The organism is Paraburkholderia sp. EG286B, assembly GCF_040965655.1.
Classification (GTDB): domain Bacteria; phylum Pseudomonadota; class Gammaproteobacteria; order Burkholderiales; family Burkholderiaceae; genus Paraburkholderia.
Genome location: NZ_JBFRCF010000005.1, coordinates 54,662 through 76,395 on the forward strand (window position 1 = coordinate 54,662; position 21,734 = coordinate 76,395).

The 21,734-nt window shown below is 66.4% G+C and carries 20 protein-coding genes; 15 read left to right on the top strand and 5 right to left on the bottom strand.

The annotated features are described in order from the left end of the window. The first annotated feature begins 12 nt into the window (after positions 1-12). Both AB4Y42_RS11780 and AB4Y42_RS11785 read left to right on the top strand, forming a co-directional pair. Positions 13-792, top strand: a complete 780-nt coding sequence (locus AB4Y42_RS11780) for an SDR family NAD(P)-dependent oxidoreductase (RefSeq protein ID WP_368688777.1) — start codon at positions 13-15, stop codon at positions 790-792. 12 nt (positions 793-804) lie between these two features. Continuing rightward, the gene (locus AB4Y42_RS11785) at positions 805-1,569 is read left to right on the top strand and encodes a crotonase/enoyl-CoA hydratase family protein (RefSeq protein WP_368694253.1); all 765 of its coding nucleotides are present in this window, start codon (positions 805-807) and stop codon (positions 1,567-1,569) included. Positions 1,570-1,582: 13 nt separating this feature from the next. On the opposite strand, the gene AB4Y42_RS11790 is transcribed toward AB4Y42_RS11785, so the two are convergent. Beyond that, positions 1,583-2,344 (bottom strand): aldolase, encoded by a 762-nt coding sequence (locus tag AB4Y42_RS11790; RefSeq protein WP_368694254.1) that lies wholly within the window; start codon positions 2,342-2,344, stop codon positions 1,583-1,585. 59 nt (positions 2,345-2,403) lie between these two features. Next, a complete protein-coding gene (locus AB4Y42_RS11795; protein WP_368694255.1) occupies positions 2,404-2,883 on the bottom strand; it encodes an Lrp/AsnC family transcriptional regulator in 480 nt (159 codons plus the stop codon). A 115-nt stretch (positions 2,884-2,998) separates the two neighbouring features. Here AB4Y42_RS11795 and AB4Y42_RS11800 point away from each other — a divergent pair, with 115 nt between their 5' ends. From AB4Y42_RS11800 to AB4Y42_RS11810, 3 genes are read left to right on the top strand one after another with little or no spacing between them, the layout of a single operon-like run. Then, a complete protein-coding gene (locus tag AB4Y42_RS11800; RefSeq protein ID WP_368694256.1) occupies positions 2,999-4,213 on the top strand; it encodes a diaminopropionate ammonia-lyase in 1,215 nt (404 codons plus the stop codon). 19 nt (positions 4,214-4,232) lie between these two features. Next, a complete protein-coding gene (locus AB4Y42_RS11805; protein ID WP_368694257.1) occupies positions 4,233-5,408 on the top strand; it encodes a M20 aminoacylase family protein in 1,176 nt (391 codons plus the stop codon). Continuing rightward, on the top strand, positions 5,405-6,646 hold the full coding sequence (locus tag AB4Y42_RS11810; protein WP_368694258.1) for a Zn-dependent hydrolase: 1,242 nt from the start codon (positions 5,405-5,407) through the stop codon (positions 6,644-6,646). The genes AB4Y42_RS11805 and AB4Y42_RS11810 overlap by 4 nt, the downstream gene beginning before the upstream one ends. Before the next feature lie 18 nt (positions 6,647-6,664). Here AB4Y42_RS11810 and AB4Y42_RS11815 read toward each other — a convergent pair whose 3' ends face one another. From AB4Y42_RS11815 to AB4Y42_RS11825, 3 genes are read right to left on the bottom strand one after another with little or no spacing between them, the layout of a single operon-like run. Next, the gene (locus AB4Y42_RS11815; protein ID WP_368694259.1) at positions 6,665-7,693 is read right to left on the bottom strand and encodes an acyl-CoA dehydrogenase family protein; all 1,029 of its coding nucleotides are present in this window, start codon (positions 7,691-7,693) and stop codon (positions 6,665-6,667) included. Positions 7,694-7,706: 13 nt separating this feature from the next. Then, the gene (locus AB4Y42_RS11820) at positions 7,707-8,873 is read right to left on the bottom strand and encodes an acyl-CoA dehydrogenase family protein (protein ID WP_368694260.1); all 1,167 of its coding nucleotides are present in this window, start codon (positions 8,871-8,873) and stop codon (positions 7,707-7,709) included. Between the two features lie 60 nt (positions 8,874-8,933). After that, the gene (locus AB4Y42_RS11825) at positions 8,934-9,404 is read right to left on the bottom strand and encodes a MaoC family dehydratase (protein WP_233888092.1); all 471 of its coding nucleotides are present in this window, start codon (positions 9,402-9,404) and stop codon (positions 8,934-8,936) included. 310 nt (positions 9,405-9,714) lie between these two features. Between AB4Y42_RS11825 and AB4Y42_RS11830 the strand changes: the two genes are divergently transcribed. The 10 genes from AB4Y42_RS11830 to AB4Y42_RS11875 all read left to right on the top strand — a co-directional run bounded on the left by AB4Y42_RS11830 (position 9,715) and on the right by AB4Y42_RS11875 (position 21,229). Beyond that, positions 9,715-11,022 (top strand): MFS transporter, encoded by a 1,308-nt coding sequence (locus AB4Y42_RS11830; protein WP_368688786.1) that lies wholly within the window; start codon positions 9,715-9,717, stop codon positions 11,020-11,022. Positions 11,023-11,083: 61 nt separating this feature from the next. Continuing rightward, positions 11,084-12,436: a CaiB/BaiF CoA transferase family protein gene (locus AB4Y42_RS11835; RefSeq protein WP_368688787.1), complete on the top strand. Its 1,353-nt coding sequence runs from the start codon at positions 11,084-11,086 to the stop codon at positions 12,434-12,436. 96 nt (positions 12,437-12,532) lie between these two features. Continuing rightward, a complete protein-coding gene (locus AB4Y42_RS11840) occupies positions 12,533-13,369 on the top strand; it encodes an IclR family transcriptional regulator (protein WP_368694261.1) in 837 nt (278 codons plus the stop codon). Positions 13,370-13,640: 271 nt separating this feature from the next. Beyond that, a complete protein-coding gene (locus AB4Y42_RS11845) occupies positions 13,641-15,074 on the top strand; it encodes a DNA-binding protein (RefSeq protein ID WP_368694262.1) in 1,434 nt (477 codons plus the stop codon). Between the two features lie 311 nt (positions 15,075-15,385). Continuing rightward, positions 15,386-16,615 carry an ABC transporter substrate-binding protein gene (locus AB4Y42_RS11850; RefSeq protein WP_368694263.1) on the top strand — a complete coding sequence of 410 codons (1,230 nt, stop codon included), beginning with the start codon at positions 15,386-15,388 and terminating at the stop codon, positions 16,613-16,615. 85 nt (positions 16,616-16,700) lie between these two features. After that, positions 16,701-17,912, top strand: coding sequence for an ABC transporter substrate-binding protein (locus tag AB4Y42_RS11855; RefSeq protein WP_368694264.1), 1,212 nt, complete (start codon positions 16,701-16,703; stop codon positions 17,910-17,912). A gap of 28 nt (positions 17,913-17,940) precedes the next feature. Then, positions 17,941-18,813, top strand: a complete 873-nt coding sequence (locus tag AB4Y42_RS11860) for a branched-chain amino acid ABC transporter permease (RefSeq protein WP_368688792.1) — start codon at positions 17,941-17,943, stop codon at positions 18,811-18,813. Positions 18,814-18,818: 5 nt separating this feature from the next. Next, positions 18,819-19,808: a branched-chain amino acid ABC transporter permease gene (locus AB4Y42_RS11865; protein WP_368694265.1), complete on the top strand. Its 990-nt coding sequence runs from the start codon at positions 18,819-18,821 to the stop codon at positions 19,806-19,808. Next, positions 19,795-20,535, top strand: a complete 741-nt coding sequence (locus AB4Y42_RS11870; protein ID WP_368688794.1) for an ABC transporter ATP-binding protein — start codon at positions 19,795-19,797, stop codon at positions 20,533-20,535. Before AB4Y42_RS11865 ends, AB4Y42_RS11870 begins: the two co-directional genes overlap by 14 nt. After that, positions 20,528-21,229, top strand: coding sequence for an ABC transporter ATP-binding protein (locus AB4Y42_RS11875; RefSeq protein WP_368694266.1), 702 nt, complete (start codon positions 20,528-20,530; stop codon positions 21,227-21,229). Before AB4Y42_RS11870 ends, AB4Y42_RS11875 begins: the two co-directional genes overlap by 8 nt. Positions 21,230-21,734 lie beyond the last annotated feature (505 nt).

Sequence of the window (21,734 nt, forward strand, 5' to 3'; positions counted from 1 at the left end):
GAGAGACGACACATGGACGAACAGAACAAATTCGCCGGCACGGTGGCGGTGGTGACGGGCGGCGCTTCGGGGCTGGGCCTCGCGAGCGCAAAGCGGCTGCTGTCAAAAGGCGCACAGGTCGTGATCGCCGACCTCGCCGGCTCGCGCGGCGCGGCCGTGGCCGATGAACTCGGCGCGCACGCGAGCTTCGTGCCCGCCGACGTGACGAGCGCCGACGACATGAACGCCGTATTCGAGGCGGCCACGAAGCGCGGCACGCTGCGCTCGCTCGTGCATTGCGCGGGCCGTGGCGGCGCGGTGCGCCTGATCGAGAAGGACGGCTCGCCGGGCTCGCTCGAAGCCTATGAGAACGTGGTGCGCGTGAATCTCTTCGGCACCTTCAACGCGCTGCGCCTCGCGGCGGCGGCGATGGCGCGCAACGAGCCCGATGCGGGCGGCGAGCGCGGCGCTTGCGTGCTCACGGCTTCGGTGGCGGCGTACGAAGGGCAGATCGGGCAGGTGCCATATGCGTCGTCGAAGGCGGGCGTGGTGGGCATGACGCTCGTGGCCGCGCGTGACCTGGCGAGCAAGGGGATCCGCGTGTGCACGATCGCGCCGGGTCTCTTCGACACGCCGCTGCTCGCGCGCCTGCCCGAGGAGATTCGCGAATCGCTCGGTCGCATGGTGCCGTTTCCGCCGCGCCTCGGTGAAGCCGACGAATTCGCCGCGCTCGCGCTGCACATCCTCGAGAATCCGATGCTCAACGGCGAGACCATCCGCCTTGACGGCGCGATTCGCATGCAGCCGCGTTGAGCGAGGCCGACCATGAGCGACGAACTGCTGATCGAGTCCCGCGACGGCATCCAGATCCTCACGATCAACCGTCCCGAGGCGCGCAACGCCTGCACGAAGGCGGTGGCCGAAGCGCTAGCCGCGGCACTCGATGAACTGGAGCAGCGCGACGACCTGCGGCTCGCCATCATCACCGGCGCGGGCGGCACGTTTTGCGCGGGCATGGACCTGAAGGGCTTTCTCAAAGGCGAAAGGCCGAGCCTGCCGGGCCGCGGCTTTGCCGGGCTCACTGAAGCGCCGCCGCACAAGCCGCTCATTGCGGCGGTCGAAGGCTACGCGCTCGCCGGCGGCTTCGAAGTCGTGCTCGCGAGCGATCTCGTCGTGGCCGCGAACAACGCGCAGTTCGGTCTGCCCGAAGTGAAGCGCGGGCTATGCGCCGCAGCGGGCGGATTGTTGCGTCTGCAACAGCAGTTGCCCGAGCGCATCGCCATGGAACTCGTGCTCACGGGCGACATGTTCGGCGCGCAACGGGCCTTCGAATTCGGTCTCGTCAACCGTCTCACCGCGCCGGGCGAAGCGCTGGCGGGCGCGCTCGAACTCGCGCAGAAGATCGTGGCGAACGGGCCGCTCGCGGTGGCGGCGAGCAAGCGCGTGATGCGCGAGTCGCGCGACTGGTCCAGTGCCCAGATGTTCGCGCGTCAGCGCGAGATCACGGACCCGGTGTTCGCTTCCGCCGACGCGCGAGAGGGCGCGGCGGCGTTCGCGGAGAAGCGCAAGGCGGTGTGGCAGGGGAAGTAGGGCGGCCCTTGCGTCAAGCGTGCGTGAGCGTTCTTCGCAGTGCCGCGAAGAACAGCTCCGACTGCAAACGCTCGCCCTGAATCTGGTCGGCCACGCGTTGTGCGAGATCGGCCGCCACCGGTCGCAACCCGCGCCCGGTGGAGCCCGCGAGCACCTGCACGGCGCAGGCGCGTTCGAGGTAATAGAGGTCGTCGAACGCGTAGTCGATGCGCTCGCCGCACACCACCACGCCGTGGTTGCCGAGGAAGCCGATATCCCTGCCGTCGAGCGCATGCGCGATGCGCTCGCCTTCCTCGGGGCCGAGCGCGAGCCCGTTGTACTCGCGGTCCAGCGCGACGCGGCCGTGATAGCGCATGGCGTTCTGCGACAAGGTCGTGTCGAGCCCGCAGTCCTCAGTGAGCGTGAGAGCGGTTGCGTACGGCATGTGGGTATGCAGCACACAGGCCTTCTTCGCGATCCCGTGGATGGCGGCGTGAATGAACATCGCCGTCGGCTCCACGGCGTGACGGCCTGCCATCACGTCCCCCTGTGCGTCGACGATGACGATATCGTCGGCCATCACCTCGCTCCACATCAGGCCGCGCGGGTTCAGTAGAAAGAGGCCGTCTTCGCCGGGAAGCGCGACGCTGAAGTGATTGCAGACGCCTTCACCGAGCCCGAAATGCGCGGCGGCCCGCAGTGCGAGCGCGAGGTCCGCACGCAGCGTCGCGACGTCCGGGTGGTGGAACAACTCTTCGCTTTCAATGGCTCCAGCGTGATGCACGGCGTTGCTCATGGGTCGTGGCTCCGGTTGTTCAGATGACCGCGTTGCGTCTGCGTCGCAACCCGCGTTCCTCATTCGCCGTCCAGCGCGAGCGGCACTTCGAGCCCGACCTTCACGCGGCTCATGCTCACCAGCGTCTTGAACCGCTTCACATTGTTGTTCGAGAAGAATAGCTCGCGCGTGAGTTCCGTGTACTGGTCCATGTTGCGCACCGCGAAAATCAGCACGAAATCCCACTCGCCCGCGACGTAGTAGCACTGCTGTATCTGCGGGCAACGCTCGAAGGTGCGCTTCATCGTATCGAGCAGGTCGATCTGCTCGCTCTCCACCTCGACGGTCGCAACGATCGTGATGGGATGATCGACCTTCTCGGGCGAGACGATCGCCGCGTAATGGTCGATCACGCCTTCGTCGACGAGACGGCGCAAACGCCGGTTCACCGCCGCCGTGGAGAGGTTCACACGCGCGCCGAGTTCGTTTTGCGGAGTCTGGGCGTCGCGCTGGACTTCCGTCAGGAGTTTGCGGTCGAAGGAGTCGAGATGTGTCGCCATTTACGCGGAAGCCTGAAAGTCGATATTTTTTTGCGTGACGTGACCGCATTATGAGACGTTTTCACGGGGGCTGCGCAATATCATTTCGACATCGCAAATCCACCGGAGCCAACCCATGCTGATCGCCAACCCGCGCGCCGCGCGCCATGCTTACCCGGAAACGCTCGGGGCCATCCTGAACGTGAAGTCGGGCGACGAAAGCCGGGCATGGCTCGCCCGTTGGGCGTTGATCAGCCCGGAGCCCACACCGCTCTGGGACCTGGGCGGTGCGGCCGCGCGCCTGGGCGTGGCCCGCCTCGGCCTCAAGGACGAATCGTTTCGTTCTCCTCTTGGCAGCTTCAAGGCGCTGGGCGCACCGATCGCGCTGATGCGCCTCATCATGCGCCTGTGGCCCCAGCAGGAGATCGATCCTTGCAAGCTGATCGAGGGCCGCTACGGCGGGATGGTCACGAACCTCACGGTCATCAGCGCGACCGATGGCAACCATGGCAAAGCGCTGGCGGCAGCCGCGCAATCGATTGGCTGCCACTGCGTGATCGTGCTGCATGCGAACGTCAGCGCGGAGCGCGAAGCGGCGATCGCCGCGTACGGCGCGCGTATCGTTCGCATCGCGGGCAACTATGACGAATCGGTCGAGCACGCGGCGCAGCTCGCGAAGACGAACGGCTGGCACGTCGTCTCCGATACCTCCTATGACGGCTACGAGGCGATCCCGCGCGATGTCATGCAAGGCTACGGCACCATCGCGGCGGAAGTCATCGAACAGTCTGGCGGCGCGTGGACGCATGTGTTTCTGCAGGGCGGCGTGGGCGGTCTCGCGGCCGGCGTAGCCAGCTATCTGTGGGAGCATCATGGCGCCGCGCGTCCGCGTTTCATCGTGGTCGAACCGCGCCAGGCCGACTGCCTGTATCAAAGCGCCATCGCCGGCCGCGCCGCGAAAGCCACAGGGTCGGTCGACTCCGTGATGGCGGGCCTTGCGTGCGGGGAGACCTCGCCGCTCGCGTGGCAGATACTCGAGCCGTGCGTCGACAACTTCATGCTGATCGAAGACGAGGACGCCGTGGACGCGATGCGCAGCCTCGCCACCGGCGCGGCAGGCGACGTACCCGTTGTATCGGGCGAGTCGGGCGCGGCAGGGCTCGCGGGCCTTGCGAAGCTCATGCGCGAACCCGAACTTGCGCGCGCAGCAGGGCTCGACGCGAACTCACGCGTGCTGCTGATCAGCACCGAGGGCGCCACGGCGCCGGGCGTGTACGCGGAACTGGTCGGCGCGTCTGCGCAAACCGTGGCGGCGCGTCGCGACGCCTGGCTGAGTCAGGTCACGCAGTAACTGAAAAGAGGACACCCACATGGAAAGCACACTGCAAGGCCAACTCAAAAGCTGGCGACAGTATCTGCACCAGCGTCCCGAGACCGGCTTCGAGGAGATCCATACTGCCCACTACGTGGCGAACATCCTCGAGACACTTGGGCTCGAGGTGCACCGCGGCGTTGGCGGCACGGGGCTCGTGGCGAACCTCACGGTCGGCAACGGCAAGCGCGTGATCGGCCTGCGTGCCGACATGGACGCGCTCAATATCGCGGAGCAGGCGCCGGGCCGCGCGCATGCCTCGTTGAACGCGGGAAAAATGCACGCCTGCGGGCACGACGGCCATATGTCGATGGTCCTCGGCGCGGCGCGGCTGCTCGCCGAGCGGCGCGATTTCGACGGCACGGTGCGGTTCATCTTCCAGCCTGCGGAGGAGCACGGCCGCGGCGCCAAGGCGATGATGGCGGACGGCCTGTTCGACCGCTTTCCCGTCGATGCGATCTTCGGCGCGCACAACATGCCGGGCATGCCCGCCGGCACGTTCGCCACGCGCGCGGGCGGCATCATGGCGAGCGAGGATAACTTCGTTATCCATATCAAGGGCCGCGGCACGCACGCGGCGCGCCCGCACATGGGGGCCGATCCGATCGTCATCGCCGCGCAGATCGTGCTCGCGCTGCAGACCATCGTGTCGCGCAATCTCGACCCGGGCCTGCAAGCCGTGATCTCCTGCACGGAATTCATCACCGACGGCATTCGCAATGTGATTCCCTCGAACGTGATCATCAAGGGCGATACGCGCAGCTATTCGAAGAACGTGCAGGCGCTGCTCGAAACCCGCAAGCGTGAAGTCAGCGTCGGCATTTGCCAGACGCACGGCGCCGAATGCAGCTTCGAGTATACGCACGAGTTCGCGCCGACCGTGAATTCCGAGCAGTTCGTCGACATGGCGGTGAACGCCGCGCGCAACGTGGCGGGAGACGCCGCCGTGGACGCCAACGTGCAGCCGATGATGATCTCCGAGGATTTCGGGGCATTCCTGCAGGTCGTGCCCGGCAATTTCATCTTCATCGGCAACGGCGACGCGCCGGAACGCGGCGGCATTCCGCTGCACAACGCCGGCTACGATTTCAACGACGACATCCTGATGACCGGCGCACGCTACTTCGCGGAAATCGCGCACCTCGCCTTGCCGGTCGGAACCAACCAATCATGAATACGCTGAAACTGAACGGCGAAGTGCTGCTTCGCCAACTGCGCGAACTGGGTGAAATCGGCGCCGATCCGCAAGCGGGCGGGCGCACCCGCATCGCGCTCACCGACGACGAAAAAGCCGGACGCGACCGCGTGGTCGCGTGGATGCGCGAACTCGATCTCGACGTGCGCATCGACCGTATCGGCAACGTGTTCGGCACCCTGCACGCAGGCGCCGACGCCGGCTCGCAACGCCCGCTGATGATGGGTTCCCACATCGACACCGTGCGCAACGCGGGGGCGCTCGATGGTTGTTATGGCGTACTCGCCGGGCTCGCCGTGGTGCGCGCGTTTCGCGAAGCGGGCGTGAAGCCGGGCCGGTCCATCACCGTGGGCGCATTCACGAACGAGGAAGGCGTGCGCTACCAGCCGGACATGATGGGCTCGCTGGTCTACGCCGGCGGCCTGGCCGTGGAAGCGGCGCTCGACGCGCGCGGCATCGATGGAACGCGACTCGGCGACGAACTGGCCCGCATCGGCTACGCGGGGGCGATGGAGCCGGGCGCGATCACGCCGCACGAGTATTTCGAACTGCATATCGAACAGGGACCGATTCTCGAAGCGGAAAACGTGCGCATCGGCGTGGTCGAGAATCTGCAAGGCATTTCGTGGCAGCGCGTGAGCGTGCAAGGCAACGCCAATCACGCTGGCACGACGCCTACGCGTTTGCGTCATGACGCGGGCTGGGTGGCCGCGGCGGTCGCCACGTTCCTGCGCGACCTCGCGGTTCGAAGCGGCACGACGCTCGCCACCATCGGCATGCTGAGCATCGAGCCGAACGTCATCAACGTGATTCCCCGCAAGGCCGTTTTCACGGTCGACCTGCGCGACCCCGATGAAGCACGTTTGCAGGACGCCGAGCGCCGCCTCGCCGATTTTCTGGCGGAGGTGGCACACAAGGAGGGCGTGAAGATCGAGACCGAGCGTCTCGTGCGTTTCGAACCGGTGGTATTCGACGCGGCACTCGCACGCGCCATCGAGGCCGCCGCCGAACGCCGGGGCTTCTCGAACCGGCGCATGACCTCGGGCGCGGGCCATGACGCCCAGATGATTGCGCGGATCGCGCCGGCCGCGATGATCTTCGTGCCGAGCCGCGGCGGCATTAGCCACAATCCGCGCGAGCATACGGACGACGATCAGCTCATCGACGGCGCGAACGTGCTGCTCGATGTGGTGCTCGAGCGCGTTGGCACGGCGTGAGGCCCGCGTGGTGCGGGACTACGTGCCGACCGCCGCGGCCTCGTCGAGCGCGTCGTAAATGCCGATCACGCCGGCGGCGACATTGTTCCAATGATCGATCGCGTGCGTGCCGACCACGTCGTCCCAGAACGACTCCGATCCATATTGAAGACGTTGCGCGTGCAACCGTCTCGTATAGAGTTGCAGGTCGAACTCGGCGGTGATGCCCATCGCGCCCACCAGCGCGTGTGCGCCGTTCGCCACCAGCGGCGCGGCGCGGCTCGCACGCGCCTTCGCAATGGCCGCCGCGATGCGCTGTTCCGACGTGTGGTGTCCCGCGCAGCCCAACTGCGCCGCGACGCGCGTGGCGGCCACGTGCTCGGCCATGACGCTCAACTGCTGCTGCACGGCCTGGAACTTGCCGAGTGAGCGGCCGAACTGCTGGCGGTCGTTCACGTAGCCGAGCGTGATGTCGAACACGCGCTGCATGCCGCCCGCCATCGTTGCGGCCGTGGCGAGCGCGCCCAGTTCGCCCACGCCACGCACGCTGGCGGGCAGCGTGCGGGCCGCGTGCGCGGGGTAGGTGAGCGTGGCGTCGAGGCTATCGCCGTGCGCGCGCAGATCGGCGCTGGCGAGCTCGACGAGGCTCGCGCCATCGGCGGTTTCGACGATGAGCGTGTCGGCGACGAGACCGTAGGGCACGAACGCCGCGCCGTGGCGCGAAGCGTTGCCAAGCGCGATGGCGATGGGACCGCGCGGCGCTTCCACGCCCGCGCGTGCGAGCAGATCGCGCGCGATCATGGTGTGCGCGGCGGGTAGCGGCAGCGCGTGCGCGCCGAATTCGAACAGCGCGCCCGCGGTGGCGGCGAGGCGCATGCCCGAGCCGCCTTTCTCCTCAGGCACGAGCGCGTCGAGAAAGCCGAGCGCGTCGAGCTGGTCCCACAGGGCGCGTCCCGCGTGACGGTCGCGCGCCGCTTCCACGGTGCGCACGAATTGCGGCGTACAGTGACGCGCGAGCACGTGTCGCGCCGATTCGGTCAGCATGTCATCCATGGTGTTCTTCTCCATGTTCGTCGTTCGTTTAGCGCAGCCCGAGGCCGCGCGCGATCATGCCGCGCAGGATCTCGCGCGTGCCGCCGCGCAGCGAGTACGACGGCGCGATCTTCGTCACGTAGTCGAGCGTATCGGCTAGCTCGCGTGTCACGGCCTGCTGCGGATGCGCGCCGAGCGCGTCGCCGATCAGCGTGGGCACGCTCTGCTCGAAGCTGGTGCCGAGGTCCTTCACGAGCGCGGCCTGCGTGGCGGGGCTCGCCCCGTCGGCAAGCGCTCCCGTAACGGCCACGGACATGGCGCGCAAGGTGGCGAGTTCGGTTACGAACGCCCCGAGCGTGCGGCGCTCGCTTTCGCCGACCGGCGAGTGAGCAGTGCGTGCGGCTTCGCGCAGCGTATGCGCCCATTCCTCGAGCAGCACGATGCTCGAATAAATGCGCTCGGGACCGCTGCGCTCGAACGCCAGTTCCGCGGTGACCTGTTCCCAGCCCGCGCCTTCGGTACCGATCAGCGCGTCCTCGGGCAATTCGACATCGTCGAAAGTGACTTCGGAGAAATGCGCGTCGCCGGCGAGGTCGCGAATCGGCGCGACATGCACACCCGGCAGCGACAGGTCGACGATCACTTGCGAAAGCCCGCGATGCCGGTCCTCGGGCGCGCCCGAAGTGCGCACGAGCGCGATCATGAAGTGCGAGTGCGGGGCGTTGGTCGTCCAGATCTTGCGGCCCGAGAGGCGCCAGCCGCTGGCCGTGCGCTCGGCGCGCGTGCGTACGCTCGCGAGGTCGGAGCCCGCGTTGGGCTCGCTCATGCCGATGCAGAAGAACGCCTCGGCCCGGCAGATGCGCGACAGATAGAACGCCTTCTGCGCCTCGGTGCCGTAGCGTGCGATGAGCGGGCCGCTCTGGCGGTCGGCGATCCAGTGGGCCGACACCGGTGCGCCGGCCGCAAGCAGCTCTTCCACGAGCACGAAGCGCGCAAATGGGCTGCGCCCGCCGCCGCCGTATTCGCGCGGCAGCGTGAGGCCCAGCCAGCCTTGCGCCGCAAGCTGGCGGCTGAAGTCGGCATCGAAGCCGAGCCACGAGCGCGCGCGCACGGCGGGCGGCACGCCTTCGAGCGCTTCGGCGAGAAACGCGCGCACCGGTGCGCGCAACGCCTCGTCTTCGGGCGGAATGGTTCGGAGGGTGAATGGGTCGGTCATAGCGTGCTGCGCTTTACAGTGCAGTTCCTGGCAGTGCGAAGTCATCAGGCGCTTGCGCGCTCATTCGGGGCGGCCGGCGAGCATGCGCTTGACCGTGTACGAGAGCACGAGTTCGTCGCGCTGGTTGAGCACTTCCACGCGGCTCGTGACCACGGCGCGATTGTGCTTCGAGGTGGGCTTCACTTCCTCGACTTCCACCACGCCGTAGATCGTGTCGTTGACGAGCACCGGCGCGTGCGCCTTCATCGAGAACTCGAGCATGGCGAGCCCGGTGCCTTGCACCATGGTCTGGAACAGCAGGCCTTCGATCAGGCCGCTCGTGAGCGCGCCCGGCACGGGGCGCCCGCTCATGGCGCCGTGCTCGAAATGCGCGTCGATGAAGATCGCCTCCAGCATGCCGGTCGCCGAAATGAAATTGACCAGGTCGGTCTCCGTGACCGTGCGCCGGAACGTGCGAAAGCGCTGACCTGCTTGCAGCTCCTGCCAGTAGAAACCGCGTCCGAGCAGTTGGGCGTCCTCGTGTGTCGTCATGCCTGTCTTCCTCCGGTGTGGGATGGCGCGCTGCGCCGGTATCGTGTTCCGATTCTAGAATCGAGTTTCGATATCGGCAACACGGTTCGAATATCGGAACAGCCTGGTCGACCGATGATGCGCCGGTAACTTTCTGTTTATAAAGAACAATTACCCGAATTTTGGACGCTTAGAGGGTATACGCCAGGCACGCGCCTCGTTCGATATTCAGAATCCGATGCTACATTCGGAACCCGAGACCGGCACCGCCGGCCCGGCAGCCAGAACGATTCGAATAAACCTGAAAACAGGATTCAAGGAGACAAGCTGGATGAACGCCAACCCCGAAATCGCGCAGGCAGGCGCAGCGGCCGAAGCGGCGCCGCGACGCACGGCCAGCGTCATATTCGCCGGCAGCGTCGGCAACGTGGTGGAGTGGTTCGACTGGTCGGTGTATACGACCTTTGCGATCTACTTCAGCAAGCAATTCTTTCCCGCCGAGAACGACACCGCCTCGCTGCTCGCAACCTTCGCCGTGTTCGCCGTGGGCTTTTTCATGCGGCCGCTGGGCGGCTGGGTGATCGGCGGCTTCTCCGACCGCTTCGGGCGGCGCGCCGCGCTCACGCTCACCATCATGATGATGGCGGGTTCGTCGCTGCTGATTTCCGTGCTGCCCACCTACGCGACGATCGGCGTGCTTGCGCCCGTGCTCATGACGGTGCTGCGCATGGTGCAGGGCCTCTCGGTCGGCGGCGAATACGGCGCGGCCACCACTTTCCTCGCGGAATCCGCGCCTGCGAAGCGGCGCGGGCTGTATGGCAGCTTCCTGTTCTTCAGCATCGCGGCCGGCCTGCTGCTCGCTTCCGCGCTCGCCAGCGTGATGACGAACGTGATGTCGAAGGAAGCGCTCGTGACGTGGGGCTGGCGCGTTCCGTTCTTCATTGGCGGTTGCGGTTCGCTCGCAGGCTTCTGGATGCGCCGCAACGTGGGCGAAACGCACGCGTTCGAGCAACTGCGCCGTTCGGGCCGTATCGAGCGCCGCTCGCTGTGGTGGACGTGGACGCAACATCGCACGGCCGTGCTGCGCCTCGTGGGCATCAGCGTGCTGGGTGCGTTCAGCTTCTATCTCTTCATCAGCTTCATGCCGATCTACGCGATCCGCCACGCGGGCGCGACGCCGGCCGACGCCTTTCTGGCCAGCACGCTGAGCATTGCCATCTTCATGATTGCGCAGCCGTTCTTCGGCGCGTTGTCGGATCGCTTCGGGCGGCGTCCGCAGTTGATGGTGTTCGCGACGGCGTATCTCGTGTTCCTTTATCCGGTGGTGCGCTCGATCGGGCCCAGCGTGACGTCGATGCTGCTCGTCGAATGCTTCGGGCTGCTCACTTATGGACTCTATTCGGCCATTGCGCCCGCGATCATGGCCGAGTTGTTCTCGACCGCGGTGCGGGGCATCGGCATCGGCGCGGCGTACAACCTCGTGGTCGCCTTGCTCGGCGGCACGACACCGTATCTCATGACATGGCTGCAATCGCAGCAGCGCGAGGGCTGGTTTCTCGCCTACGTGTGCGCGGGCGCGGCCGTGAGCCTTATCGCTTACTGGCGCATGCCCGAGACTGCGGGCAAGCCGCTCGACTGAGCATGGCGTACGCGCAGCGCCCGAACGTGCAGTTTCGCAATCCAGGCAGAGGTCATTTCACATGCAGCAGCAGACGAGAGCAGCATCGGCATCGCAGTCAACGAAAGCGCAGGCACGACAACAGGCACAGCAAGGCGGCCAGCGCGGCCGGCCGCTCGAAGGCATACGGGTGCTCGATCTTTCCCGCGTGCTGGCAGGGCCGTGGTGCACGCAGAATCTCGCCGATCTCGGCGCGCAGGTGATCAAGATCGAACGGCCCGGCCCGGGTGACGAAACGCGTTCGTGGGGGCCGCCCTACCTGCGCGACGAAGCGGGCCGCGACACCGTGGAGAGCGCGTATTACCAGTGCGCGAACCGCGGCAAGCTGTCGATGGCCGTGGACATCGCCGCGCCCGAAGGCGCCGCGCTGATCCGCGAACTGGCGCGTCAATGCGACGTGCTGGTGGAGAACTTCAAGGTGGGCGGCCTGAAGAAGTATGGGCTCGATTACGCAAGCCTCGCGGCGCTCAATCCCGCGCTCATCTACTGCTCGGTCACGGGCTTCGGGCAGAGCGGGCCGCTCGCGCATCGAGCTGGATACGACTTCCTCATTCAGGGCATGGGCGGCCTCATGAGCGTGACGGGCGAGCCCGACGAAACGCCCGGCGGCGGCCCGCAGAAAGTCGGCGTGGCGGTCACGGACCTGATGGCCGGCATGTACGCGACGACGGGCGTGCTCGCCGCCGTGATCGAGCGGCAGCGCAGCGGCCTCGGCCAGCACATCGACATTGCGCTGCTCGACTGCCAGCTGGCGATGCTCGCGAACCAGTCGATGAACTATCTCTGCACGGGCGAGGCACCGCGGCGCCTGGGCAACGCGCATCCCAACGTCGTGCCGTACCAGACCTTCGCGGCCAGCGACGGCCATCTGATTCTCGCGTGCGGCAACGATAGCCAGTTCCGGTCGCTGTGCGGCGCGATGGAGTTGAACGCACTCGCAGCGGACCCGCGCTTCGCGACCAACAGCGCACGCAGCGTGAATCGCGCTCTGTTGCTGCCGGTGCTCGAAAAGGCGTTTCGCACGCGCACACGCGACGCGTGGATCGACGCACTCGAAGCGTGCGGCGTGCCGTGCGGGCCGATCAACGATGTGGCGCAGGCGTTCGGCTCCGAGCATGCGCGTGCGCGTGAATCCGTGCGCCGCATTGCGCATCCGCTGGCGGGCACGTCGCCGAGTGTGGCGAGCCCGCTGCGCCTGTCGGCGACGCCCGTGCAATACGAGGTGCCGCCGCCTTTGCTCGGCGAGCATACGCGTGAGCTGCTCGACGATCTGCTCGGGCTCGACGCCGCGCGCATCGATGCGCTGTGCGCGAGCGGGGCGATCGGCGCGAACGCGAGCGTGCGCACGCGCGGCGCGCATGAGGAGGCCGTTTGAGCAGAGGTAAGCCACACCGTCGCGGCCGGTCCGCATCACTTTCGGGAGCAGGGCGGCATGTATAATTTTTCGCACCGTTCAACCGTCGATCGATCCATGGCGCACCTCCCCGAAGACCGCGAAGCGGGCACCGAATCCACCGCCTCGCCCGGGCCGCGCGCGACCACGCGCATCGTGCAGGTGCTGCGCATTCTTGCCGACCATCCGCAAGGCGCCACGCTCACCGAACTCGCGGACCTCAGCACCACGCCCAAAACGAGCCTGCTCGCGCTGCTGCGCGCGCTCACGCACGCGCACTATCTCACGCATGACGGCGGCAAGTACGCCCTCGGCGTGGAAGCATTCAAGCTCGGCGCGGCCATCGTCGCGCAGCGGCGCTTTCCCGAGATCGCGCGCCCCGTGATGGAGCGCCTCGCGCTCGAAGCGGGCGAAACGATCCTGATCGGTCAACTCGCGAGCGACCGGCCTTCCATGGTCTATGTGATGTCGGCGGAGAGCCGCAGCGCGATCCGCTTCATCGCGGGCATCGGCGAGCGGCGCGAACTCTTTTCCTCCTCGGGCGGACGCGTGCTGCTGGCCGCGATGAGCGAGGCGCAGCAAACCGAGTATTTCCGCACGGCCGAACTGCGCGCCCACACGCCCGCCACGCGCACGCAAAAACGCGAGTTGAAGGCGCTTCTCAAGGAAGTGGCCGAGACCGGCGTGGCCGCCACGGTCGAGCAGAGTTCCGCCGACGTGGTGGGCTTTGCCGCACCGATCCGCGACGAGTCGGGCGCGGTGATCGCGGCGCTCGTGATGGGCACGCCGGTCAGCCGCGGCGTGCCGGGCATGGAGCGCTTCAAGACGCTGATCGCGCGTGGCGCCGCGGAGGTGTCGGCGCTGCTTGGCTATGCGGGGCCCACTACGCTGGCGTTTTCGAAGCCGCAGAGATAACCCGCCTCGCTTGACCGCACACTGGCTTGGCGCTGGCTGCCTGACCCGAGCCACAGAAACCCGGCGGCCAGCAAGGAACTGACTTCCGCGCTGCGCCAGAACACCGAAAACGCCGCCCAGGGCGAGTTGCTTGCCGCAAGCGCTTCGGAAGTGGCGGCGCAATCCTGTGAACACCTCCCCTTAAACCCGGCTTTTCGAGCGATTAACCGGGAGGGGGTTGCCTGACAATCTCTAGAAACGCGGGGTGGGCTCGCACTTTCTCGAGGCAGATATGTCAAGCAGCATTACGATCACGGACGAACTGGTGGCTGAAATCGCGGAGCGGATGGCCGACGAGGGCCAGAAGGTTTCTCCCATGGCCATCTGGTCCGAAGTTCATACCGGCTCGGTGGTCGCAGTGGCTGCCTCGCTGCGCAAGTGGCGCGAAGAGCGGGCGCCGCGCGTGCAGCAGGTCGTCGAGCGCCCCGCGTTGCCGGAAACCGTGACGGACACGATGCGCGACGCGCTCGACCGTCTGTGGACGTCGGCGCAGGACGAGGCCGAGCGCGCCGTGGCGCGCCGCCTGCTGTCGATGCGCGAGCGCGTCGAGGACGCATGCAACGAACGCGACAACGCGCTCGAAGAGCTGCAGAGCACGGTCCAGGAACTCGACGCCCTGCAGGTTCAGCTGGATAACATGACGCGCGCCTACGAGACCAGGCCCAATGAGGGGCCGGCTCTCGAGGAAGACATCGCGAGCGCGATCGAGCGCGCCGACGCAGCGGAAAAGCGCGCCGAGGAACTGGCCGAGCGCGTTTCGGCCCTCGAGGCGGAACTGGCGCGCGCGGTCGCCGAACTGGCCGCCGAGCGCGAAGCGCACGCGGCGCAGTCCGCGGAAGCCGAAGCCGCTGCGGCAGCCGCGCAGGAAAGCGAGCAGGCCGAACCGGCAGCCTCGACGGAGAATGACGAAGCGGAGCGCGCAGCGCTGGAAACGGCTCACGCGGAAGCGGTTGCGAAGCTCGAGGGCGAACTGGAAGCGATTCGCGCGGCGCTGCAAGCCGAGCAGGAAGCGCACGCGGCCCAGCGCGAACAGGTCGCCGGTGCCCAGGCCGAGCGCGATGCCGCCGCCACCGAACTGCAGAATGCCCGGCAGCAGCTCGCCAGCCTGAGCGACGAGCGCACGGCCGACGCCTCCGAGATCGCCCGTCTCACGGCGAGCCTGACCGAGGCGCAGGAGCGCGCCGACGCCGCGCAGCAGCAGGCGACCGAACTCGCCGAACTGGGCGAATTCGCCAAGGCCGCGGCGTCGAGCGAAGCCGCCGAGGGCGCAGCCGAGGCACAGCCTGCGGCCGCCGATCCGGAAGAAGTCGAGACGCTGAAGGCCCAGCTTGCCAGCGAGACGGCCAAGCACGCCGCCGCGATTACCGATGCGCGCGAGAACATCAAGCGCTGGTCCGAGTACGCGAACGGACTGAAGCAGCAACTGGCCCAGGCCAACGAAAAGGCGATTGTGGGTCTGGCCCGCAGCGCCGGCGAAGCCTCGCTGAGCCGCCGCCTCGCCGCCGAGCTGGGCCAGGTCGTGCCCGAGCATGAACTGCTGCGCAAGGAGTCCCAGCAGCAAGTGGTCGTCGAAGCGGTCAGCGCTCATCTCGAGCAGCAGGGCTACGCCTACGACGCCAAGACCGGCATGGTGACGAAGCTGAGCACCGAAAACGCGCCGGCCTGAGCGCACCAAAGACCGTCTGTTTGATGGCGCATCGCGAATGCGGTGCGCCGTGCCGTTTCTCCATGCCCGCTGCCTCAGTGCAGCGGTTTTTTTTGCCCCTGCTCGCCGGACCCGTCGATTGCGCGTGTGCAGGCATCGGGACAAATGCCGACTTCCAGCCAGCCGAACGCCCGCTTTCCCGAAAACGAATTGTTGGCCTCGTGCGCCTGAACCACACTGGCACCTGTCCAGTGGCGCGCCTATGCGAATCAGGCGCCGCCGCGCAGCACACTCCAAAGCACACAAAAGCCCCCAAGGGCAAAGGAGGAGACATGACGCGAATCAAGACGCAGCACGGGAGCATCGGCAGTCCGGGACGCGGACGGCCCGCGCCGACGAACCTGCGCGGCACGCTGGCGGCAGCGCTGGCCATCGCACTCGCGCCGTCGTTCGCGCACGCCACGGAGTGGCGCGTGGGCGTGGAACTGCCGCTCACCGGCGCGCTCGCGCAGGCGGGCACCGAAATGTACCGCGGCATTCAGGTGGCGGCCGACATCTACAACCGGCGCCATCCGCAGGACAAGATCACGCTGGTGGCCGTCGACGACGAATCGAACCCGGCCAAGGCCGTCGCCGCCGTCGAGCAGCTCGCCTCGCAGCACGTGGTCGCGATCGCGGGCGCGGCCAATTCGAACTGCGCCGGGCCGGCATCGGAAGCCGCGAACAAGGCCGGGCTCGTCTACGTGACCTCGGGCGGCACCAGCGACGACATGGTCACGCGCGGCCTGAAGAACTTCTTTCGCGTGAGCAACACGCCCGGCTACACGAAGGGCATGGTGGGCCTCTTCAACACGCTGGGCGTGAAGTCGGTGGCGATCGTCTATTCGACGAAGGATGCGACGAGCGACCTCGCGAAGCAGCTCGACACGGCGCTCAAGGCGCAAGGCGTGAAGACCTTCCTGCATGCCTACGATCCCTCGATCAGCGACTTCAAGCCGCTCATCAACAAGGTCAAGCTGCAGGACAAGCCCGACGCCATGGCGATGATCGGCTACGAGAACGACTACGTGGGCATTCTGCGGGCCTCGCGCGTGCTCAAGCCCGAGCTGAAGGCGATAGCGGCGCCATGGGCGTTCGCGAGCCCGAAGATGGCGCAGTCGTTCCCCGACCTCGTGCCGAACGTGTATGGCGCGACCGTGCTCTCTTCGCCGGCTGACTACCGCTCGGCGGACCAGCGCGACTTCTCCGATACGTACCAGCGGCTCTTCAAGACCGGTTCGAACTATCAGTCGCAGACGTCGTTCGTCTACGCGCAACTGCTGTTCGACGCGATCGCGAGTGCGCAGAAGGCGGGCACGCTCGACAAGGGCGGTCTGGCCGACACGCTGCGCGCCACCCGGCGCGACGACACGTTCATTGGCAAGGTGGCGTTCGACGCTCGCGGCGACAACGCGAACTACGTGGCGCACATGGGCCAGTTCGCGCACGACGGCAAGCTCTCGCTCGTGTGGCCCGCGACCTACGCGACGGCGAAGCCGGTGTATCCGGGCGTGCCGTGGTGACAAGAACATAGAACAACGAAACAGGGCGAGCACCGCATCTGAACGGTGCCGCTTCCTATTACCGAGACTCAGGTTTGGAGGTTCGATGGACCGCTTCGCGACTCGCAGCAAGCCGCGCGCCCTCGTGCGCGCACTCTTTCGCATCGGCGCGGGCGCCGCAAGCGCCTGCGCGCTGCTCGCCCACACGCCCGCCGCATTTGCCGACACGCTGCCCGTGGGGGTGGAGTTGCCGCTCACCGGTTCGATGGCGCGTGCGGGCAACGCGCAGCTCGAAGGCATCCGGCTCGCCGCCGATCTCTTCAACAGCGGTAGCGGCAAACATAAGGTCGCGCTCACCGTGGTCGACGACGAGGCGCAGCCCGCCAAGGCCGTATCGGCGGTGGAGAAGCTCGCTTCGCAAGGCGTGCTCGCCATTACGGGCGGCTACGGCTCCAATTCGGTGAGCCCGGCTTCGGAAGCGGCGGACAAGGCGGGCATCGTCTATATCACCTCGGGGGCCGTGGACAGCGCGATGACTACGCGCGGCCTCAAGCACTTTTTCCGCATCGGGCCCGCATCGGGCTATTCGAAGGCCGTGGTGGGGCAGTTGAACGCCATGGGCGTGAAGTCGGTTTCGATTCTCGCCTCGACGAAGCAGGCCACCACCGACCTCAGCAACGAAGTCTCGACGCAACTGCGCGCGCAGGGCGTGACAGTGACGGTGCACGCATTCGACCCGGCGATGACGGACTTCAAGCCGCTCGTGAACAAGGTGCGCTTGCAGGACAAACCCGAAGTCCTGCTGATGATCGCGTACGAGAACGACTATATCGGCATTCTGCGTGCGGCCAAGGTGCTGCGCCCGCAACTGAAAGCCGTGATGGGCGCGTGGTCCATCGTCACGCCGAAGATGACCACCGACTATCCCGATCTCGTGAACAACGTGATCGGCTGCGCGATGCTGCCGTATCCCGCGGACTTCGGCACGGCCGACGGCAAGGCCTTCGTGCAGGCGTACCAGGCCGCCTATCACAAGGAACCCGATTACCTGGCCGAATTCGCCTACGTGCAGTCGCGGCTGCTGTTCGACGCCATGGCGCGCGCCGCCGACGCGGGCACGCTCAAGCAGGACGGCATTGCCGCCGAACTGCGCGCGAAGCCGCACGACACGCTGATCGGCAAGGTGAGCTTCGCGCCGAACGGCGACAACCCCGCGTTCCTGAACAACATGGCGCAGATCCAGGGCAATCGCATCGTGCTCGTGTGGCCGAAGGAGCGTGCGACGGGCAAGCTGAACTACCCCGCGCTGCCGTGGTAATTGCGCGCGCAACGAAGGAGGAGCCGCGATGACGGACCTGTTGCTGCAATCGCTGTATTCGGGCGTGCTCGTGGGCGGCGCCTACGCGCTCGTCGCGCTGGGGCTCGCGCTGGTGTTCGGCTCGATGCGCATCATCAATCTCGCCCACGGCGAGCTGGTGCTGCTTGCCGCCTATATCGCCTACACGTTCGAGACGAAGCTCGGCCTCAATCCCGTGTTCGCGATTCCGGTGGCGATTCCGGTGGTCTGCGCGGCCGCCGCCGCCGCGTGGTATCTGGTTAGCCGCATCAAACGCGACCGCGAGCTGAACTCGCTGATCCTGACCTACGGTATCGGCATCGTGCTGACCAACGCCGTGCTGCTGGGTTGGGGCGCCGACGTGCGCTCGACCGGCAGCGCATGGCTGCAGGACAGCGTGATGCTCGGCAACCTGCTTTCCATGCGCAGCGAAGTGCTCTCGTTCGGTATCAGCGTCGTGCTGATGCTCGCGCTCTGGTGGTGGCTCTCGCGTTCGTGGTATGGCCGCGCCGTGCGTGCGATTTCCAGCAACCGCGATGCGGCGCGCCTGATGGGTATCGACCCGCGCAAGACCGAACTGATCTCGTTCATCGTGGCAGGGCTGCTCGCTTCGTGTGCGGGCGTGTCGATCTACGCGTCGAGCGCGATCCAGCCATCCATTGGCGAAGCGCTCACCGTCAAGGCGTTCATCATCACGGTGCTCGCGGGCGTGGGCTCGATTCCGGGCGTGCTGGCGGGCGCGATGCTGCTTGGCATTACCGAGGCGCTCACCGTCACGCTCGCCAGTTCGGCGTTGCAGGAACTCGCGGGCATGCTGCTGTTTCTGCTCGTGCTCTACGTGCTGCCGAACGGCTTGTTCGGTGTGGCGAAACGAAGGGGATGAGATCGATGTCGACATTGAAAACCACGACGGCCTGGTCGGGCCCGCGCCTGGCTGGGCTCGCCGTGGCGCTGGCCGTGCTGTATGCGGGCGTGCCGCTCGTGTTCGGGCAGAGCCTGTATCTGATGAGCCTGGCGGTGGCCTCGCTCACGATCGCGGGTGTGGCGCTCGCGTGGGCGCTGCTCGGTAACCTCGGCGGCATGGTGAGCTTTGGACACGCGGCGTTTTTCGGCGTGGGTTCGTATATCTCGGCGCTCCTCACGCTCAAGGCGGGCTGGCCCGTGTTTCCCGCGATGCTCGCGGGCGGCGTGGGGGCGGCAGTCGCCTCGCTCGCCATGGCGCCCGCGCTGCGCCTGAAGGGGCCGTACTTCGCGCTCGCCATCCTCGCCTATGCGCAGATCTTCCGCATCATCGCGACCGAATGGTCCGGCCTCACGGGCGGCGCGAGCGGCCTTTCCAGCATTCCGGGGCTGCCGAAGGTCGCGGGCTTCGATTTCGGCAGCAAGAGCGGCGGCTATCTCGTGGTGCTCACGCTCGTGCTCGCGTTCGCCGCGATTTATGCGCGGCTGCGCGGCAGCCATGTGGGACTCGCGCTGCGGGCGATGCACGAGTCGGAGGACGCCACGCGCGTGGTGGGCGTCAACAGCGTGATGCTCAAGCTCGCCATGCTGATGCTCTCGGCGCTGATGACGGGGCTCGTGGGCGCCTTCAACGCGCACTACATCAATTTTCTCGAACCCGATTACGCGTTCAACGCGAGCTGGGCCGTCGTGCCGATCATCGCGGCAATCTGCGGCGGCTATCGCACCATACTCGGGCCGCTGGTGGGCGCGGTGACGGTCTATCTAGTGGATCAGCTCGTGCTCAAGAGCCTGCTGCCGACGGGACACCAGATCGTGCTGGGCATCCTGCTCGTGGCGATGATCATCGTGAGCCCCGCGGGTCTGACCGCGCTGCGCTTCAAACGTACCCGGCGAGGTGTTTATGCAGCAAGCTGAACAGGCGGCGGAGCTGCGCCTGCAGGATGTCTCGATCCGCTTCGGCGGCATCACGGCGGTCAACGGTGTATCGCTCTCGCTCGGCACGCGCGACGTGGTGGGGCTGGTCGGCCCGAACGGCGCGGGCAAGACGACGCTTTTCAACGCGATTTCGGGGCTCGTGCGGCCCACGAGCGGATCGATCCGTTTCGGCGACGTGAATCTGCTGAAAGCGCCGCTTTACCGGCGCGCGCGCCTGGGCATCGGGCGCACGTTCCAGGTGCCGCAGCCCATGCACGAACTCACGGTGCGCGAGAACCTGATCGTCGCGCAACGCTTCGGTACGGGGCGGGTTGACGAGGCGCGCATCGACGAAATCCTCGCGTTCCTGGGACTCGAAGGCAAGGCGCAGCGCGACGCGGCGACGGAACTCGCGCTCACCGAACTGAAGGCGCTGGAGGTAGCGAAGGCGCTCGCGACGGGGCCGAAGCTGCTGTTGCTTGACGAAGTGCTGGGGGGCCTGGAGACGGCCACCAAGCGCCGCTTCATGCAAACGCTGCTGGCGGTGCACGAGCGATACAACGTAGGCATCCTGATCATCGAGCACGATATCGAAACCGTGATGAACCTGTGCAGGCGCGTATGCGTGCTCAATTTCGGCAAGCTGATCGCCGACGGGCCACCTGCCGAGGTGTTCCGCGATCCGGAGGTCGTGCGCAGCTATACGGGGGAGGCCGCTCATGCTTGAGGTTAGTAGCGCCCGCGCCGGCTATGGCGCGATCAATGTGTTATGGGACGTTACGCTCAATATTGCGAGCGGCGAGGTCACGACCATCGTGGGCCCGAACGGCGCGGGCAAGACTACGCTGCTGCGGGCGATCATGGGGCTCGTGCCGCTGGAGCGCGGCCAGATCACCTTCGATGGTGCGCCGCTCGCGGGCGTGCCCACGTGGGACATGGCGCAGCGCGGCATTGCGATGGTGCCCGAAGGGCGCATGATCTTCCGCGACATGTCGATCGAGGAGAACCTGATGCTGGGCGCGTTTGCGAAAACGCGTCGCGCTGGGGCGAAAGCGCAGCTCGAGGAGGTCTATGCACTGTTTCCGCTGCTCAAGGAGCGGCGCGGGCTGCCTGCGGGCACGCTATCAGGCGGGCAGGCGCAGATGCTGGCGCTTGGGCGCGGGCTCATGTCTTCGCCGCAACTCATGCTGATCGATGAGCCTTCGCTTGGGCTTGCGCCTGTGATGGTGCAGGAAGTGTTTGCGATTCTAGAGCGGCTCAAGGTTGCCGGGCGGACTATTGTGCTCGTGGAGCAGAATACTAATATGGCGCTGCGGCTTGCTGACCAGGTTTATCTTATGCAGGGCGGGAAGGTTACGTTTGCTGCGCGCGCTAAGGATGTGAATGTGGATGAGCTTCACGATATGTATTTTGCGCGTTAGGTTTTTTTGTTTTCGGTCTTGGCTGTTTTTGTGGTTTCTTGTTTTCGCGTCGATATGCAGGCGTTGCCCCTGTGCGGGGCGGCACCTACTTTCTTTACGGCGGCAAAGAAAGTAGGCAAAGAAAGCCGCTCAAACCGCCAGCGCCTGCCACAGTTCACATCTCGCCATTAATGGTGAATGGCTCCGGAGCATCTGTCACCCCGGACCTTCAAAGGTAGTGACAAGGCGCTCATCCTTCCGGCGGCGCTACGCGCGCCGAAGGGCATAACCAAACACCGATGGGGTACATGAGTTCTCGCGAATGCTCACGCGTGCCACCCGCTTTCCCTTGCAGACCCAACCGCAGCGCGCGTAGCGAGCAGCGGGATGAATGATTGCTTTGTCACTAACTTTGGTGGTGCGAGGTGACAGACGCTCCGGAGCCATTCACCATTTACGGCCAGATGTGAACTGTGGCAAGCGCTGGCGGTTTGAGCGGCTTTCTTTGCCTACTTTCTTTGCCGCC